The organism is Pseudomonas sp. IT-P218 (genome assembly GCF_949767605.1).
Taxonomy (GTDB): Bacteria; Pseudomonadota; Gammaproteobacteria; order Pseudomonadales; family Pseudomonadaceae; genus Aquipseudomonas; species Aquipseudomonas putida_AE.
Genome location: NZ_CATKQQ010000011.1, coordinates 235,923 through 251,918 on the forward strand (window position 1 = coordinate 235,923; position 15,996 = coordinate 251,918).

At 61.2% G+C, this 15,996-nt stretch carries 16 protein-coding genes and 1 pseudogene; 12 read left to right on the forward strand and 5 right to left on the reverse strand.

The window, feature by feature from the left end; genetic code table 11:
* The first annotated feature begins 3 nt into the window (after window positions 1-3).
* Together fahA and maiA are read left to right on the forward strand one after the other, a co-directional pair.
* The gene (gene fahA / locus ACM6I6_RS07690; protein WP_414919695.1) at window positions 4-1,308 is read left to right on the forward strand and encodes a fumarylacetoacetase; all 1,305 of its coding nucleotides are present in this window, start codon (window positions 4-6) and stop codon (window positions 1,306-1,308) included.
* Between the two features lie 12 nt (window positions 1,309-1,320).
* Window positions 1,321-1,956, forward strand: coding sequence for a maleylacetoacetate isomerase (maiA, locus tag ACM6I6_RS07695; RefSeq protein ID WP_414919696.1), 636 nt, complete (start codon window positions 1,321-1,323; stop codon window positions 1,954-1,956).
* A 93-nt stretch (window positions 1,957-2,049) separates the two neighbouring features.
* Here maiA and ACM6I6_RS07700 read toward each other — a convergent pair whose 3' ends face one another.
* Complete coding sequence (locus ACM6I6_RS07700) at window positions 2,050-2,853, reverse strand: SirB1 family protein (protein ID WP_323626004.1); 804 nt, start codon at window positions 2,851-2,853, stop codon at window positions 2,050-2,052.
* A 182-nt stretch (window positions 2,854-3,035) separates the two neighbouring features.
* On the opposite strand from ACM6I6_RS07700, the gene ACM6I6_RS07705 reads away from it, so the two are divergent.
* Window positions 3,036-4,055 (forward strand): Glu/Leu/Phe/Val dehydrogenase family protein, encoded by a 1,020-nt coding sequence (locus tag ACM6I6_RS07705; protein ID WP_008054432.1) that lies wholly within the window; start codon window positions 3,036-3,038, stop codon window positions 4,053-4,055.
* Window positions 4,056-4,243: 188 nt separating this feature from the next.
* On the opposite strand, the pseudogene ACM6I6_RS07710 reads toward ACM6I6_RS07705, so the two are convergent.
* A pseudogene (locus ACM6I6_RS07710) lies at window positions 4,244-4,483 on the reverse strand (YebG family protein); the annotation flags it as partial.
* A gap of 278 nt (window positions 4,484-4,761) precedes the next feature.
* On the opposite strand from ACM6I6_RS07710, the gene ACM6I6_RS07715 reads away from it, so the two are divergent.
* Window positions 4,762-5,262, forward strand: a complete 501-nt coding sequence (locus ACM6I6_RS07715) for a phosphate-starvation-inducible protein PsiE (RefSeq protein ID WP_274073966.1) — start codon at window positions 4,762-4,764, stop codon at window positions 5,260-5,262.
* On the opposite strand, the gene ACM6I6_RS07720 is transcribed toward ACM6I6_RS07715, so the two are convergent.
* Window positions 5,259-5,576, reverse strand: a complete 318-nt coding sequence (locus tag ACM6I6_RS07720; RefSeq protein WP_274073965.1) for a DUF3509 domain-containing protein — start codon at window positions 5,574-5,576, stop codon at window positions 5,259-5,261. The genes ACM6I6_RS07715 and ACM6I6_RS07720 overlap by 4 nt on opposite strands.
* Window positions 5,577-5,820: 244 nt before the next feature.
* Complete coding sequence (locus ACM6I6_RS07725; protein ID WP_274073964.1) at window positions 5,821-7,197, reverse strand: L-serine ammonia-lyase; 1,377 nt, start codon at window positions 7,195-7,197, stop codon at window positions 5,821-5,823.
* Window positions 7,198-7,332: 135 nt separating this feature from the next.
* Here ACM6I6_RS07725 and ACM6I6_RS07730 point away from each other — a divergent pair, with 135 nt between their 5' ends.
* The 8 genes from ACM6I6_RS07730 (at window position 7,333) to ACM6I6_RS07765 (ending at window position 15,491) form a co-directional block, all read left to right on the forward strand.
* Window positions 7,333-8,280: a LysR substrate-binding domain-containing protein gene (locus tag ACM6I6_RS07730; RefSeq protein WP_274073963.1), complete on the forward strand. Its 948-nt coding sequence runs from the start codon at window positions 7,333-7,335 to the stop codon at window positions 8,278-8,280.
* Between the two features lie 214 nt (window positions 8,281-8,494).
* Window positions 8,495-8,905, forward strand: coding sequence for an HPF/RaiA family ribosome-associated protein (locus ACM6I6_RS07735; RefSeq protein ID WP_274073962.1), 411 nt, complete (start codon window positions 8,495-8,497; stop codon window positions 8,903-8,905).
* 184 nt (window positions 8,906-9,089) lie between these two features.
* Complete coding sequence (locus tag ACM6I6_RS07740) at window positions 9,090-9,389, forward strand: DUF3649 domain-containing protein (protein ID WP_274073961.1); 300 nt, start codon at window positions 9,090-9,092, stop codon at window positions 9,387-9,389.
* Window positions 9,386-10,966, forward strand: a complete 1,581-nt coding sequence (locus ACM6I6_RS07745) for a PepSY-associated TM helix domain-containing protein (protein ID WP_406592231.1) — start codon at window positions 9,386-9,388, stop codon at window positions 10,964-10,966. Before ACM6I6_RS07740 ends, ACM6I6_RS07745 begins: the two co-directional genes overlap by 4 nt.
* Window positions 10,967-11,293: a DUF3325 domain-containing protein gene (locus ACM6I6_RS07750; RefSeq protein ID WP_323605597.1), complete on the forward strand. Its 327-nt coding sequence runs from the start codon at window positions 10,967-10,969 to the stop codon at window positions 11,291-11,293.
* Window positions 11,294-11,297: 4 nt separating this feature from the next.
* The gene (locus ACM6I6_RS07755) at window positions 11,298-11,864 is read left to right on the forward strand and encodes an RNA polymerase sigma factor (RefSeq protein ID WP_274073958.1); all 567 of its coding nucleotides are present in this window, start codon (window positions 11,298-11,300) and stop codon (window positions 11,862-11,864) included.
* Window positions 11,861-12,850: a FecR family protein gene (locus tag ACM6I6_RS07760; protein WP_406592232.1), complete on the forward strand. Its 990-nt coding sequence runs from the start codon at window positions 11,861-11,863 to the stop codon at window positions 12,848-12,850. The genes ACM6I6_RS07755 and ACM6I6_RS07760 overlap by 4 nt, the downstream gene beginning before the upstream one ends.
* A 214-nt stretch (window positions 12,851-13,064) precedes the next feature.
* Window positions 13,065-15,491: a TonB-dependent receptor gene (locus ACM6I6_RS07765; RefSeq protein WP_323605599.1), complete on the forward strand. Its 2,427-nt coding sequence runs from the start codon at window positions 13,065-13,067 to the stop codon at window positions 15,489-15,491.
* 57 nt (window positions 15,492-15,548) lie between these two features.
* Here the strand turns inward: ACM6I6_RS07765 and ACM6I6_RS07770 are convergent, their stop codons facing one another.
* Window positions 15,549-15,968, reverse strand: coding sequence for a hypothetical protein (locus tag ACM6I6_RS07770; protein WP_323605600.1), 420 nt, complete (start codon window positions 15,966-15,968; stop codon window positions 15,549-15,551).
* Between the last annotated feature and the right edge of the window lie 28 nt (window positions 15,969-15,996).

Below are 15,996 nucleotides of genomic sequence, written 5' to 3' on the forward strand. Positions count from 1 at the left end.
CCCATGACGCAAACTTCCATCACTCGCAGCTGGGTTGCTTCGGCCAACGATCATGCGAATTTCCCGCTGCAGAACCTGCCGCTGGGCGTGTTCAGCGTGAAAGGTTCGGCGCCGCGCAGTGGCGTGGCCATCGGCGACCATATCTTCGATCTGCAAGCGGCACTCGAGGCCGGCCTGTTCGAAGGCGCTGCAAAAGTTGCGGTCGAAGCCACCCGTGGCGGCCAGTTGAATGCGTTCTTCGAGCTGGGCCGCGAGGCTCGCGTGGCCTTGCGTGAACGCTTGATCGAACTGCTCAAGGACGGCAGCACCCTGCACGGCAAGATCGAAGCCCAGGGCGCAAAACTGCTGCCTCTGGCCGCGGATTGCGACATGCACCTGCCGGCGAAAATCAACGACTACACCGACTTCTACGTCGGCATCGAGCACGCGCAGAACGTCGGCAAACTGTTCCGCCCGGACAACCCATTGCTGCCGAACTACAAGTACGTGCCCATCGGCTACCACGGCCGCGCCTCGACCATTCGCCCGTCGGGCACCGACGTTCGCCGTCCGAAAGGCCAGACGCTGCCGGCCGGCCAGACCGAGCCGACCTTCGGCCCGTGCGCGCGCCTGGACTATGAACTGGAGCTGGGCATCTGGATCGGCCAGGGCAATGACATGGGCGATTCCATCGCCATTGGTGATGCCGCCGATCACATCGCCGGTTTCTGCCTGCTCAACGACTGGTCGGCACGCGACATCCAGGCGTGGGAATACCAGCCGCTGGGGCCGTTCCTGTCGAAGAGCTTCATCACCAGCATTTCACCCTGGGTCGTCACCGCCGAAGCGCTGGAGCCGTTCCGCCGCGCCCAGCCTGCACGCCCGGAAGGCGATCCGCAGCCGCTGCCGTACTTGTTCGACCAGCGCGACCAAGCCGCCGGCGCTTTTGACATCGAGCTGGAAGTGCTGTTGCTGACCGAAGCCATGCGCGAACAGAACCTGCCTGCCCATCGCCTGACCCTGAGCAACTCGAAACACATGTACTGGACCGTGGCGCAAATGGTCGCGCACCACAGCGTCAACGGCTGCCAGTTGCAGGCCGGTGACCTGTTCGGTTCGGGCACCTTGTCCGGGCCGGAAAACGGTCAGTTCGGCAGCCTGCTGGAGATCACCGAGGGCGGTAAAAAACCGATCGAACTGGCCTCGGGCGAGGTGCGCAAATTCCTTGAAGACGGCGACGAAATCATCTTGCGTGGCCGTTGCAGCCGCGAAGGTTTTGCCTCCATCGGTTTCGGCGAATGTCGTGGCACAGTCGTGTCGGCGCGTTAAGAGGATCGGGTCATGGAGCTCTTTACCTACTACCGCTCGACTTCGTCCTATCGGGTGCGGATTGCGTTGGCGTTGAAGGGCCTGGATTACCAGGCCCTTCCGGTCAACCTGATCGCGCCGCCAGGTGGTGAGCATCGGCAGCCACCGTACCTGGCCGTCAATCCCCAAGGCCGAGTGCCGGCCTTGCGCACCGATGAAGGCGACCTGCTGATCCAGTCACCGGCGATCATCGAGTACCTGGAGGAACGTTATCCACAGCTGCCGCTGCTGTCCACGGACCTCGCTGCCCGCGCCCGTGAGCGTGGTGTGGCGGCGGTGATTGGCTGCGATGTGCATCCGCTGCACAACGTCAGCGTGCTCAACCGGCTGCGCCAGTTGGGTCACGATGAACCGCAGGTGGTGGAGTGGATCGGGCACTGGATCACTCAAGGCCTCGCGACCGTGGAACAATTGATTGGGGAGGAGGGTTACTGCTTCGGGCCTGAGCCAGGTCTGGCGGATGTCTACCTGATCCCGCAGCTGTACGCGGCTGAGCGCTTCAACATCGCCCTTGAGGCGTATCCACGGATTCGTCGAGTGGCGGGGTTGGCGGCAGCGCATCCGGCGTTCATCAAGGCGCATCCGGCTAACCAGCCAGACACCCCATAAAGCCTCGCATGTACCTGTAGGAGCCCGGCTTGCCGGCGAAGAACGATGACGCGGTATGACAGGTACACCGCAGCGCCGGGTACACCCGCATGTTCAATGAACGATGGAATTGGGCGGCAGGTGCCCCAGCCGCTCAGTCAGGCGAATCCGCTGGATCGGGTCGTCGCTGAGCAACAGCGCATGTTCCAGGTCGAAGCGCTCGGCATTCGGGCAGTCCAGCCGTTGGTAGAGGCTGGCCCGGGCCAGGTAGTCGGAGGCGCTGGCGTTGCCCAGTTCCAGCACGCGTTCGGCGTCGACCAGCGCGCCAATGTAATCGTCGTGGGAAAGGTGCAGCTGGCGCAAATTACGTGACAGGCGCTGGAGCATTTGCGCGGGGTCGGCGGTGAGCAGGTGCTCAGCGTTGAGTTTCAGGTTCGGGCCGTACTGGCGGTGCAGCAGTTCCCGGCAATCGTTGGGGTACAGGCGCCGGCCGCCGCAGGGGTCGAGCAGATGATCGGCGCCTGGCACCCGCAGCAGGAAATGCCCGGGGAAGTTGACGCCGACCAGGGGAATCTCCAGGCCTCGGGCCAGTTCCAGGGCGATCAGCCCCAGGGCCAGCGGTTGCCCGCGGCGACGCTCCAGGACCTTGTCGAGTAATGCCACTTGCGGTCGCAAGGGCGCGAAGTCATCCTGGGCGAACCCCAGCTCGACCATGCGCCTGAGCAGGGGTTGCGCCAACTCGCTCACCGGTAGCATTGGCAAGCCGCCACTGATTCGCTGTTGCAGCTCCTTGAAGTGCGCCAATACCGACTCGGGTTTCACCTGGTTGTCATGTTCGACGGCAATCCACAGCGCCGCCTCGAACAGCGCAGGCGGTGATCGTTGCAAGCAGGCGAAAAACGATTGGCGCGGCGTCATCACAATCTCCGGGCTATGCCTCGTTTTAGACCGGTCTATGCCTTTCGTCCAGTACCGCACAGGCGCAATTGCGGTTATTTCCTAAAGCTTGTCTGGCGCCCTCGCTTATTCCGGTGCGCTTCTGCAATTTTTGGGCGCAAGCCTATACTGGCGTCTACAAGAAGTGATTCGGGAGCCCTACGATGTTCGCTCTCATGCAAAGCACTCGCCTTGAATCGCTGCATCTGAGCGTCGACCCGGCCACCGGGTTGAAGGCGGTCATTGCCATTCATAACAGCCGTCTCGGGCCTGCCCTGGGTGGCTGTCGATACCTTGCCTATCCCAGCGACGAGTCCGCGGTCGAGGATGCGGTGCGCCTTGCCCAAGGCATGAGCTATAAGGCGGCGCTGGCCGGGCTGGCCCAGGGCGGCGGCGTGGCGGTGATTATTCGCCCCGTCCATGTGGCCAATCGCGCTGCGCTCTTTGAGGCCTTCGGACGTTGTATCAATCAGCTCGACGGGCGCTACATCACCGCCATTGACAGTGGCACCTCGGTGGCGGACATGGATTGCATCGCCCAACAGACCCAACACGTCACCAGCACCACGTCTGCCGGCGACCCCGCCCCTCACGCGGCGATGGGCGTGTTTACCGGCATTCGCGCGACGGCGATGGCCCGGCTGGGCAGCGATAATCTCGAAGGCCTGCGCGTCGCCATCCAGGGCCTGGGCAACGTCGGTTTTGCCCTGGCCGAACAGTTGCACGCCGCCGGTGCCGAGCTGCTGGTCAGCGACATCGACCACGGCAAGGTCCAACTGGCGATGGAGCAGCTCGGTGCGCACCCGATAGCCAACGATGCATTGCTTAGCACGCCTTGCGACATTCTGGCGCCGTGCGGCCTGGGTGGGGTGCTTAACAGCCACAGCGTGACGCAACTACGCTGCTCGGCGGTGGCCGGTTCGGCGAACAACCAACTGACCCATCTGGACGTCGCCGATCAGCTGGAACGGCGAGGCATCCTGTATGCGCCGGATTACGTAATCAACGCCGGTGGATTGATCTATGTTTCGCTCAAGCATCGTGGCGAAGAGTTGGGAACCATCACCGCGCATTTATCGAAAATAAGCTCGCGACTCACTGAAGTCTTCGCTCATGCCCAGGCGGAAAAACGTTCGCCGGCTCGAGTGGCGGATGAGCTGGCGGAGAAAGTGTTGTATCGATAAGAAGACCAAAAAGATCGCAGCCTGCGGCAGCTCCTACAAAGGCTGCGATCTTTTGATTTTTACGACGTTGACTTCGCTGCTTTTGCAGCCTTGGCAGGCTTGGCCGGTGCCGTTTGTTCGGCAGCTTCAACCACTTCAGGTACTTCAGGCACTTCAACCTGCGGCGCAGCTTCCGCTGGCGCCGTGAGCAGTTCGGACAAGGCGTCCGGCTGGCTCTTGAATGCCTTGGCGAACACATCGCGGTTCTTCGCCATGTAGATCCCGGCTTCTTCCACTTGCTGTTCGGTCAGGGACGGTACGGCTTTTTGCAACACTTCAGCCAGCAATTCGGCCAGCTCGAGCATTTTGTCATGACGGTCAGCTTCGGCTTTATCCATGAACAAGCGCTCCAGATCTCGGCTGCTGCGGTATACCACTTCGACGGCCATTCACCACCTCACATGCCTTCACATTTGTCAGTCTGATTCGACTACTGTATCTATATACAGCTAAGGATAAGCGAATCCTTTGGGTTTGGGTAGTGGCTTTTCAATGTAGGCCGGTTTCGGGATTTGTCAGGCCTCAGGTATGGGTAGCTGCGACCAAACGCCACGGAGCGCAGTTAACAGCGACTCGCCATCATGGTCGTGGCCTTGTTTCTGCATGCAGAACAACCGTCACGTCCAACTTGCATTATCCGGTCGAGTCGACCTAAGGAAGCATCATCGTGAAAATCAACTGGGCCGAAAAGCTGCGGCAGAACGTGCATGAACTGGCCGAGTCGCTGGGCAACCTGTTCGTCGAAACCTTCCACTACCTGGCGCTGTTCGCCATTGGTGCGGTGACCGCGTGGGCCGCGGTGATGGAATTTCTCGGAATGCTCGAGAAGGGGGATATCAAGATCGATGACATCCTGCTCCTGTTCATCTACCTGGAACTGGGTGCGATGGTCGGGATTTACTTCAAGACCAACCACATGCCGGTGCGTTTCCTGATCTACGTGGCGATCACAGCGCTTACGCGACTGCTGATTTCCAACGTGTCCCATCACAGTCCACCGGACCTGGGGATCATTTACCTGTGCGGCGGGATTCTGCTGCTGGCGTTTGCGATCCTGGTGGTGCGCTATGCCTCCTCGCAATTTCCGTCGGTGAAGATCGAGCATCCGCACCGTAAGACGGGTGCGGGTTCGGGTGAACATCCGGAAGTGGAGAAGGGCGAACTTTAGAGCCTGATGGACGGGCGCGGACGGTTTTTTACAGAGGGTGGCGGCAGGCTGCGCGTGCCGTCATCGGTCATGGCTTCGAGGATGGCCACCGCGCTGTGGCCCTGTTCGATCGCAATGCCGAACTGAATGCTTTGTACCAGTCGTTTGAGGCGTTGGGGATCGTTGCGTTGCTCGGCACTGATCATGCGTTTGGCTACTACGCGGCCACTGTTGGAGAGGGTCAGCATGATGCTGCCGTCCAGACCCTGAATGCTCAGGTTGATCTGATAATCCGCTGCAAAAGCATCGGTAATGAGCTGAAAAGGGTTGTCCATGATGCGTCACCGCTTGATTGAACGTGCAGTTGTTGACCGGCCATGATCGGGTTGGTTCGCAAACCCGGACCATCGGCCATTTCTCGTCAAATCGCCATCATTGTTCCAAGCGGGATGTAGCAAGGGGCATGCCGGAAAGATTGTCGGACAACAAACGGGGGCAAAAACACGGCGGACACTGTGGTCCGCCTTGTTTTTGCCTACCCTTTTCAGGGCACTGACTGCCCGCATGCCACCAAACCGGTCAGCATTCCACCCAGTTCACCGCCAGGCCGCCACGGGATGTCTCTTTATACTTGTCGTGCATGTCGGCACCGGTGTCGCGCATGGTGCGGATCACCCGATCCAGGGAAATGAAGTGTTTGCCGTCGCCGCGCAGGGCCATCTGCGTGGCGTTGATGGCCTTGACCGCAGCAATCGCGTTGCGCTCGATGCACGGCACTTGCACCAACCCGCCGACCGGGTCGCAGGTCAGGCCGAGGTTGTGTTCCAGGCCGATCTCGGCGGCGTTTTCCAATTGCTCTGGCGTGGCGCCGAGCACTTCTGCGAGACCGGCGGCGGCCATGGCGCAGGCTGAGCCGACCTCGCCCTGGCAGCCGACTTCGGCGCCGGAGATCGAGGCGTTTTTCTTGCAGAGAATGCCGACGGCGGCCGCGCCCAGGAAGAACGCCACGACGTCATCGTCCGACGCATCAGGGTTGAACTTCATGTAGTAGTGCAGCACCGCCGGAATGATCCCCGCTGCGCCGTTGGTCGGCGCGGTCACCATGCGCCCGCCGGCGGCGTTTTCTTCGTTGACGGCGAGGGCGAACAGGTTCACCCATTCCATGGCCGACAGGGTCGAAGTGATGACGTTCGGCTTGCCGATTTCCAACAGGCTGCGGTGCAACTTCGCCGCGCGTCGCGGCACATTCAGGCCGCCAGGGAGGATGCCTTCGTGCTCCAGCCCCTGCTCGACACATTCGCGCATCACCGACCAGATGTGCAGCAAGCCCTGACGTATTTCTTCGTCACTGCGCCAGGCCCGTTCGTTGGCCATCATCAGCTCACCAACCCGCAGACCGTGCTGGTTGCAAAGCTTTAGCAGTTCGGCAGCGCTGGAGAAATCGTACGGCAACACCACATCGTTGGCAGGCGCCACACCGGATTCGGCTTCCGCCGCCTCGATGATGAAACCGCCGCCGATCGAGTAGTACGTTTGCTCGAACAGTTCGCCAGTCTCGCCAAACGCGGTCAGGGACATGGCGTTGGGATGGTAGGGCAGGCTCTCGTCGAGCAGCAGCAGATCGCGGGACCAGTCGAACGCGATGCTCGCCTGGCCGGCCAGGGACAACTCGCCGGTTTCCCGCAGGGTATGGATGCGGCTGTCGATGGTGGTGGGATCGATACGGTCTGGCCATTCGCCCATCAGGCCCATTACGCAGGCACGGTCGGTGGCGTGACCGACGCCGGTGGCCGACAAGGAGCCGTAGAGGCGAATCTCCACTCGCCGCACATCGTTCAGCAGCGCCTGGTCGACCAGCGCTTGGGCGAAGGTCGCCGCGGCGCGCATCGGACCGACGGTATGGGAACTGGACGGGCCGATGCCGACTTTGAAGAGATCGAAAACACTGATAGCCATGCTAAAGCCTATTCCTGCAATGGGAGATGAATCGCTGCCATTTTTGTAGGACAAGCGCAATTTCAGCGATACTGCCTCCCTAGGTCCTACGTGACCAACGAAACTTCCTAAGAGAGCCTTTAGCAGGACTAAACGATGAGCCGTCAATTACACGCCCAGACTTATGTCTGGCTGCAGGTGTTTTCCTGTGCCGCACGGCACTTGTCGTTCACCCGTTGCGCCGAAGAACTGCACATAACGCCGGGGGCGGTCAGTCAGCAGATCAGGCAACTGGAGGAGCGCCTGGGTTTTCGCCTGTTTCACCGGCGTGCCCGGGGCGTGGAACTGAGCGCCGAAGGCCAGCGATTGGCCATAACCGTCAACGAGGCCTACGGCAGCATCGATGCGGAATTGCGCCGGCTGGACGCGGGCATGATCAGCGGCACGCTGCGGGTGCGTTCGATCCCTTCCTTCCTGAGCAAATGGCTGACGCCGCGCCTGCCGCGCTTGCAGCAGCGCTTTCCGGACATTCAGTTGCGCCTGGTGGCCGAAGACAGCAGCGTGCCGTTGCACGAAGGCGATTTCGACCTGGCCATCGACCTCAACGACGGCAGCTATCCGGGCCTGTTATCCACAGCCTTGCTCGACGAGCAGATTTTCCCGGTCTGCGCCCCGAGCCTGTTGCGCGGGCGTCCGCCGTTGCATGGCCCGGCGGACCTGCTGCATTTTCCGTTGCTGCATGACATCACTGCCTGGCGCGGCAGTTACGAATATGCGGAATGGGAGTTTTATCTGGATGCCATCGGCTTTGAAGGCGCGGATGTGCGGCGCGGCCACACCTTCAATCGCAATCACCTGACCATCGAAGCGGCCATCGCCGGAATGGGCGTGGCCATCGCCCGACGCACGCTGCTCAATGACGAGCTGGAGCGGGGCGCATTGATCGTTCCGTTCGGCCTGGCGGTGCCCAATCACAAGCGCTACATGGTGCTCTACGCGCCAGGGGCGCTGAGCCATCCGGGGGTGCGGGCGGTGCACGACTGGCTGGTGGAGGAAGCGGGGATTTTTCGCGGCCTGCACCCGCTGTCGGAGGGGCAGATGTGAGAATTCGTGACGAAGGAGCGGGTCGACCCAACTCCCGACCTTAACAGCGCATTTACCGGTTGTCCGGCTTTTTTTGCGAATAGATATTTATCTTTTTCTAGGGGTTGAAATGTTCATCGTACAGACCGATTGTGTAACCAAGAGGTCACGGTGATGACGCCCAAGGGCTTAGCTGACCGGCCTCTCGCGAGCTAGCTGAAATAAGGGATGAACTATGCAAATCCAAGTCAATAGCGATAACCATATTCAAGGCAGTAAACGACTGGAGGAGTGGGTACGTACTACCATTGAGAGCACGCTCGAACGCTACGAAGAGGACCTGACACGCGTCGAGGTCCACCTGCGGGACGAGAACGGCGACAAGCCTGGTCCCCACGATATGCGCTGCCAGCTGGAAGCGCGGCCAAAAGGCCACCAACCGATTTCTGTCACCCATAAAGCCGCCAGCCTGGAACTGGCGATCGACGGAGCCGCCGAGAAACTCGAGCATGCGCTGGAACACCTGTTCGGCAAATTGCGAGGCAAACCACGCGCCGCGGTAGTGCCGTTCGAGCCGAGGGCTCGCGCTGATGTGCTCCTGGAAGAAGAGTTTCTTGAAAACGAACAGGCTGCGCAAAACGCCTGACGCCTGATTCACTTTTTACCTTCCCACCGAAAACGGGCCTGCATTGCAGGCCCGTTTTGTTTTTTGTACCTGCTGGAACCTGATCTCATCCGACAGTTTTGCGTATGAGAATATTTATCATTAATATTGCGTCTTGCTGGCCCCGTGACGTTCATGGGGCCTCACCCGGTTTCAAGGTCGCGACATGAAAGCCAAGACACTCCCTGTTTCCTATCGCCTGGCGGTCACTTCGCGGGTGCTGGCTGCCGTGTTCGGCGGCTATCTGGTGACCACGTTGGCCAGCGTGTGCCTGACGCTTTGGGCCCCCATGGCCCGCACCGAAGCGGTAGTGACCGGGATGATGAGCTCGTTCGTGGTTTATCTGCTGGCGGTGATCTGGTGTTTTGCCTGTCGCTCAGCGTGGCGGGCCTGGTTCGGATTGATCGTGACGGGCCTGGTTTTGGCAGCGGCAGCGGGGATGGGGTACTGGATGGAGCGGTCATGAAAGAGGGCTTTCGCCAGGCCATGGCCTGGCTGCACACCTGGGCCGGCCTGATTTTCGGCTGGCTGCTGTTTGCGATTTTCCTGACCGGCACCCTCGCTTATTTCAAGGACGAGACCAACCACTGGATGCAGCCGGAAATCCCCGCCCGTCCAGTGTCCACCGAGGCCAGCCTGGCGCTGGCCCAGGCCTATCTTGGGCAGCACGCCCCGGGCGCTGCGCGCTGGATCATCGATTTACCCAGTGCCCGCGATCCCCGCCTGTCGGTGCGCTGGCAGCAGACGCCGGCCAAGCCCGGCGAGCGCGGCCAGCTCACGGAGAAACTCCTCGACCCGCAAACCGGCAACCAAGTGCAGGGCCGCGAGACTCGGGGTGGCGAGTTCTTCTACCGCTTCCACTTTCAACTGCAAATGCCTTATCCGTGGGGCCGCTGGTTGTCGACCCTTGCGGCCATGGTGATGTTTGTCGCGCTGATCAGCGGCATCATCACCCACAAGAAAATCTTCAAGGACTTCTTCACCTTCCGTCCGCGCAAGGGCCAGCGTTCCTGGCTCGACGGGCATAACGCGGTGGGTGTGCTGGTGTTGCCGTTCCACCTGATGATCACCTATAGCAGCCTGGTGATTTTCATGGCGATGGTGATGCCGGCGAGCATCGTTGCCGCCTATAAGGGCGATGCCCAGGCGTTTTACAGCGAAGTTTTTCCGGCGGCCAATACGCCGCCATCGGCTGGCAAACCTGCGCCGTTGGTGGCGTTGGCGCCCTTGCTGGAGCAGGCTCGAGGGCAGTGGTCGGGCGGTCGGGCCGCACGCGTGACGGTGAGCAATCCTGGCGATGCGAATGCCGCGGTGATCCTGGCCCGGGAAAGCGCGGACCGGGTGGTCTACGACTATGGCAGCGCCGTGACCTTCAATGGCGTGACCGGTGAACTGCTCGACTCGACACCACCACGAACCCTGCCCATGGCGATAGCCGGCGGATTCTATGGCTTGCACATGGGGCATTTCGCCGGCCCGATGTTGCGCTGGCTGTATTTCATCTGCGGACTGGCGGGCACGGCAATGATCGGCACCGGGCTGGTGATCTGGCTCGGCAAGCGTCAGCTCAAGCATGCCAAAAGCGGCGTGCTGCCATTTGAATTGCAGCTGGTGGAGGTCCTTAACATCGCCAGCATGTCGGGGTTGCTGGTCGCCGTCGCCATATACTTCTGGGCCAACCGGCTGCTGCCGGTCGGCATGGTCGGGCGAGCGGATTGGGAGGTCGACAGCTTCTTTATCGTGTGGGGCTTGAGCCTGCTGCATGCCCTGGTCCGCCGGGGTCGCGCCGCGTGGGTGGAGCAGTTGACGCTGGCGGCGGCGCTGTTTGCCGCGGTGCCGTTGCTCAACGCCTTGACCACGCCCTGGCACCTGGGCGTCTCGCTTGTTGAGGGTGATTGGGCCATGGCCGGTTTCGATCTGGCGTGCCTGGCCAGCGGCCTGCTCCTCGGATGGGCCGCCTGGAAAATGCAGCGCGCAGAGCTGGCAAAAGCCCGTGGACAGCAACGCGCCCGATCGACCCATCTTGAGCAAGAGGCGAACTGAATGTTGCTGGTCTCGTTGCTCTGCTACGCCGGTTTCACGGCACTGTGTTTGTCCATGGATCGGCACCATGCCGACTTGCTGGGGCGCAAACCGTCGCAGCGCTTATGCCTGGGATTGAAGCTGGCTGGCGGGCTGTTGCTTGTGCTGTCGCTCTGGATCGCGGTGTCGGTCCCAGGCTGGGCGTTGGGGCTGGTGGAGTGGTTCGCGGTGCTGATGCTCAGTGCCTTGCTGCTGGTGTTGCTGCTGCCGTATCGCCCGCGCCTGGCGTTGGCGCTGGCCGGACTGAGCCTGTTGGCCAGCCCGATGGCCGCCATGGCGCAGTACTGAATCGATGACGCCCCCCGAATCCCCTGAGATCGAGCACGCCGAACCACGCTGCGCCCGTGCGCATTTTCTCCAGGTGTTTCTCTCCCAGCGTTCGCAAATGGAAGCGCTGGTGAATCGTCGCGTCGGTTGCCGGGCAACGGCGGCGGACCTGGTGCAGGACCTGTTCGTCCGTTTCTGGCGCCGCCCCCTGGTGCAGGTTGAAGAGCTCAGTACCTACCTGTTGCGCTGCGCCGGCAACATCGCCATCGACCATTTGCGCAGTGAAGGCACGCGGGTGCGGGCCAACGAAGGCTTGATGGCGCAACCGTCGGACAGCGTGGGCGGCGAACCGCAAGCGGCGCTGGAGGCGGGCAACGATCTGCGCCATGTCGAAGCGGCATTACGCGCGTTGCCCGAGCGCACGCGGCAGATCTTCCTGCTCAACCGCATCCATGGCCGCAAGTACGCCGAGATCGCCAAGGCCATGGGCCTGTCCCAAAGTGCCGTGGAAAAACATATGATGCGCGCGCTCGAGGCCTGCAAGGCCAGCCTGCGGGAGCCCGACCCGCGCACGCCAGGGAAAGCACCGTGAATAGCATCGAACGCGTCATGCCGACGCCCGCTCAGGAACAGCAAGCGCTGGCCTGGCTGAGTCTGTTGCATGACCAGCCCAGCAGTGGTGATCAGGTCACCTTCAGCCAGTGGTTGCAGGCCGACCCGGCCCATGCCGAGGCGTATGCCCGTGCCCAAGTGCTGTGGGAGTTGAGTGAAGTGCCGGCGCGCACGCTTGCCGATGAGGATGCGCTGGCCTTGCAGGGTTACCTCAACGCGATGAATCGCTCACGCCGCAGCAGCGTCCGGCGTTGGTCGGGTGCGCTGGCCATGGCGGCTTGCCTGCTGCTGATGATCAGCCTTGGCAGCGGTTGGCAGCCGTTGCGCTGGATCGATGACCTGGGCGCCGATTATGTCTCGGCACCGGGGCAAATCCGCACCGTCACCCTGGCCGACCATTCGCAAGTCACTCTCGATGCCGACAGTGCGATTGCCGTGGATTTCAGCGGTGGCGAGCGGCATGTGCAGGTGCGGCGCGGCGCCGGATTTTTCAGCGTGGTCCACACCGGAGAGCCCTTTGTGGTCGACGCCGAGAAGGGGCAGGCGCGGGTGCTTGGCACAGAGTTCGAGGTGCGCCTGCAACCCAAGAGGGCGCAGGTGACAGTGTTGTCGGGTCGGGTTGGCGTGACGGCGGACAGGAACGCGGAGCAGCAGATCCTGACGGCTGGCCAGCAGGTGGTCTATGGCGAAGGTTCGGCGCAGAAGCTCCACGCGGTGGACAGCGAGGCTCAGTTGGCGTGGCGCCAAGGTTGGCTCAATTACTACAAGGCGACGCTGGCCGATGTGGTTGAGGATTTGCAGCGGTATTACCCCGGGCGGATCGTGTTGCTCAATGATGAGCTGGCCAAGCGAACGGTTAGTGGCAGTTTTCCGAGCAAGAATCCGCAGGCGGTTTTGAGTTCCTTGCAGGGGGTGTTGGGGTTTGAGCAGCATCAGGTTCTGGGGCGTCTGATCATTTTGCGGTGAGGCCACTGGCCCTTTCGCTGGCTAGCCAGCTTCTACAGGTTGAACGCGGTCCCCTGTAGGAGCTGGCTTGCCAGCGAAGGCGTCAGATCAAACACCTCAACGTCCAAAAAAAAATATTTCAACTTTCTGCTGAGGTAAACCCGAATGCCATCCGTGTAGTGATTGAAACTGCGAGTCATTCGCATCCGTTGCGGTTCTACACAGGTCATGAGTCATGAAGTCCAGGGCAATATCGGGTTCGGTCAAACAGTGGTTGGGTGTGTCTGCGTTGAGCTTCGCGGCGTTGGCGCTGCTGCCGTTGAATGGGGTGATGGCCGCGCAGGCCAACGCCCGGCAAAGTTCGCTGTTCAGCTTTTCGATGGCCGCCAAACCACTGCCCCAGGCCTTGAGCGACTTCAGCCAGGTCACCGGCATCAGCGTGGTCTACACCGATGAAGCGCCTTACGCCCTCAATGCCCCGGCGCTCAACGGCCAGTTGAGTGCCGAACAGGCCCTGCAGCGTTTGCTCAGCGGTTCTGGCCTGACCTTCCGCCGCATCGATGGCCACACCATGGCCCTGGAGCCGCTACCGACCGAGGGCGCGCTGAACCTGGGTGCCACCACCATTACCTCGGTGATGGATCAGTCCACCAGCTACCAGCCGCCACCCACCAGTTCGGTGATGCGCACCTCGACGCCGCTTCAGGAAACTCCCCAGACGGTCAACATCGTCCCGGCCCAGGTCATTCGCGACCAGGCGCCGCGCAACCTCGATGACGCGCTGGCGAACGTCAGCGGCATCACCCAGGGCAACACGCTGGGCAGCACCCAGGATTCGGTGATGACCCGCGGTTTCGGCGATAACCGCAACGGCTCGATCATGCGCGACGGCATGCCGCTGGTGCAGGGGCGGGGCATGAACGCCACGGTGGACCGGGTTGAAGTGCTCAAGGGCCCGGCCTCGTTGCTCTACGGCATCCAGGATCCCGGCGGGGTGGTCAACATGGTCAGCAAGCAGCCGCAGCTTGATCCGTACAACGCCCTGACCTTGCGGGGCTCGACCTATGGTGAAGGCAAGAACGGCAGTGGTGGCACCTTTGACAGCACGGGCGCCCTGGGCGATTCCGGCTTCGCCTACCGCATGGTGCTGGACCACGAAGACGAAGATTACTGGCGCAACTACGGCGTGCACCGCGAGACCCTGGTGGCGCCGTCGCTGGCCTGGTTCGGGGAAAGCACCAAGCTGTTGTTCGCCTATGAACACCGGGAGTTCCTGACCCCGTTCGACCGTGGCACGGTGATCGATCCCCGGGACAACCATCCGCTGGACATCCCCCGGGATCGCCGGCTCGACGAACCCTTCAACAACATGGAAGGGCGCTCTGACCTGTATCACTTCCAGGCCGATCACGAACTCAACGACAACTGGACAGCCCATTTCGGCTACAGCTGGAACCGCGAAACCTATGACGCCAGCCAGGTGCGCGTGACCGCCATCGACACCAACAAGGGCACGCTGACACGCAGCATGGACGGCACGCAGAATGCAATCAGCACCGACCGTTTCACCACCGCCAGCCTCGAAGGCAAGGTCAATGTCGCGGGCATGCAACACGACCTGGTGTTCGGGATCGATGACGAATACCGCAAGATCTACCGCGCCGACCTGATCCGCCAGAAAAGCCTGACCACCTTCAGCTACCTCGACCCGGTGTACGGCCGTGAAGTGCCAGGCACCACGGTCAGCCCGGCCGACAGTGCCCAGACCGACAAACTGCGCAGCGATTCGGTGTTCATGCAGGACTCGATCCACCTCACCGACCAATGGATCCTGGTGGCGGGCGCACGCTTCCAGGAGTACGACCAGTACGCCGGCAAAGGCGTGCCATTCAAGGCCAACACCGACAGCAACGGGCAGAAATGGGTGCCGCGCGCCGGTCTGGTCTACCGCTACACCGATGAGCTGTCGTTCTATGGCAGCTACACCGAATCGTTCAAGCCCAACTCGACCATCGCGCCGTTGAGCGGCAGCAGCACAGTGCTCGATGGCAGCATTGCGCCGGAAGAAGCCAAGTCCTGGGAAGTCGGGGCCAGGCTGGAAATGCCGGGCCGTGTAACGGGCAACATCGCGCTGTTCGACATCAACAAACGCAACGTCCTGGTGGCCAATTCCGAAGGCCCGGTGACCCTCTACAGCGCGGCGGGCGAAGTGCGTTCCCGCGGCCTGGAAGTGGATTTGAGCGGCCAGCTCAGCGACCGTTGGAGCATGATCGGCAGCTATGCCTACACCGATGCCGAAGTGACCGAAGACCCGGTCTACAAAGGCAAGCAGCTGCAGAACGTGGCCAGGAACAGCGGCTCGCTGTCGGCGGTGTACGACTTTGGCAGCCTCATCGGTGGCGATCAGCTGCGGGTGGGCGCAGGCGCGCGTTATGTCGGGGAGCGAGCGGGTAATGCCGTGAATGATTTCGACCTGCCGAGCTATACCGTCGCCGATGCGTTCGCCACGTACGACACCCAGCTCGATGGGCAGCGGGTCAAGTTTCAGCTCAACGTGAAGAACCTGTTTGACCGCACCTACTACACCTCGGCGGCGAGCCGGTTCTTCGTGTCGATGGGGGATTCGCGGCAGGTGACGTTGTCGAGTACGTTGGAGTTTTGATGAGGGTTGGCACTACCCTTGCCGTGTTATCGGCAAGGGTAGTGAATTGAGCAGACGTTATTCGCCTTGAATGTTGATTTTTCCGGTCGCCCACAATTTTGGAGCGCTGGATCCGCTTTGTAAGTGACCTTGGAAGTAAATGTCGCAACTATGCTTTACTTTATCAATTGACTTGATGGTAATCCGGAAATCGTCGCTGTGGACGAGTGAATAAACCTTGTGTCCCCCATCATATGCTTCCCGGAACCAAAACTTGTCTACTTCCGAGAAATGGATATCGCCCTCTTTGATAGAGTTGTGAAACCTAAGCCACATGTCGTAACTATTGTCAGGCATGGTGGCCCGCATTGTAATTAGGTCCGGGCTTAAATATTTCATGTTGGCGTTGGAAAGGATAAAGATCTCAGGAAAACTTTCAAGGCGAATCTTCATGGTATTTGATTCGCTGCTAACGATTTCTTCTTTAGTTTTGGGCATGGGATAGAACTCCTTGGGTTGAGTGGGG

Excerpts from the sequence above, each read along its gene's own strand:
- fahA (WP_414919695.1), top strand. The coding sequence starts at position 4 with ATGACGCAAACTTCCATCACTCGCAGCTGGGTTGCTTCGGCCAACGAT.
- maiA (WP_414919696.1), top strand. The coding sequence starts at position 1,321 with ATGGAGCTCTTTACCTACTACCGCTCGACTTCGTCCTATCGGGTGCGG.
- ACM6I6_RS07700 (WP_323626004.1), bottom strand. The coding sequence starts at position 2,853 with ATGACGCCGCGCCAATCGTTTTTCGCCTGCTTGCAACGATCACCGCCT.
- ACM6I6_RS07705 (WP_008054432.1), top strand. The coding sequence starts at position 3,036 with ATGTTCGCTCTCATGCAAAGCACTCGCCTTGAATCGCTGCATCTGAGC.
- ACM6I6_RS07720 (WP_274073965.1), bottom strand. The coding sequence starts at position 5,576 with ATGGACAACCCTTTTCAGCTCATTACCGATGCTTTTGCAGCGGATTAT.
- ACM6I6_RS07725 (WP_274073964.1), bottom strand. The coding sequence starts at position 7,197 with ATGGCTATCAGTGTTTTCGATCTCTTCAAAGTCGGCATCGGCCCGTCC.
- ACM6I6_RS07730 (WP_274073963.1), top strand. The coding sequence starts at position 7,333 with ATGAGCCGTCAATTACACGCCCAGACTTATGTCTGGCTGCAGGTGTTT.
- ACM6I6_RS07735 (WP_274073962.1), top strand. The coding sequence starts at position 8,495 with ATGCAAATCCAAGTCAATAGCGATAACCATATTCAAGGCAGTAAACGA.
- ACM6I6_RS07740 (WP_274073961.1), top strand. The coding sequence starts at position 9,090 with ATGAAAGCCAAGACACTCCCTGTTTCCTATCGCCTGGCGGTCACTTCG.
- ACM6I6_RS07745 (WP_406592231.1), top strand. The coding sequence starts at position 9,386 with ATGAAAGAGGGCTTTCGCCAGGCCATGGCCTGGCTGCACACCTGGGCC.
- ACM6I6_RS07750 (WP_323605597.1), top strand. The coding sequence starts at position 10,967 with ATGTTGCTGGTCTCGTTGCTCTGCTACGCCGGTTTCACGGCACTGTGT.
- ACM6I6_RS07755 (WP_274073958.1), top strand. The coding sequence starts at position 11,298 with ATGACGCCCCCCGAATCCCCTGAGATCGAGCACGCCGAACCACGCTGC.
- ACM6I6_RS07765 (WP_323605599.1), top strand. The coding sequence starts at position 13,065 with ATGAAGTCCAGGGCAATATCGGGTTCGGTCAAACAGTGGTTGGGTGTG.
- ACM6I6_RS07770 (WP_323605600.1), bottom strand. The coding sequence starts at position 15,968 with ATGCCCAAAACTAAAGAAGAAATCGTTAGCAGCGAATCAAATACCATG.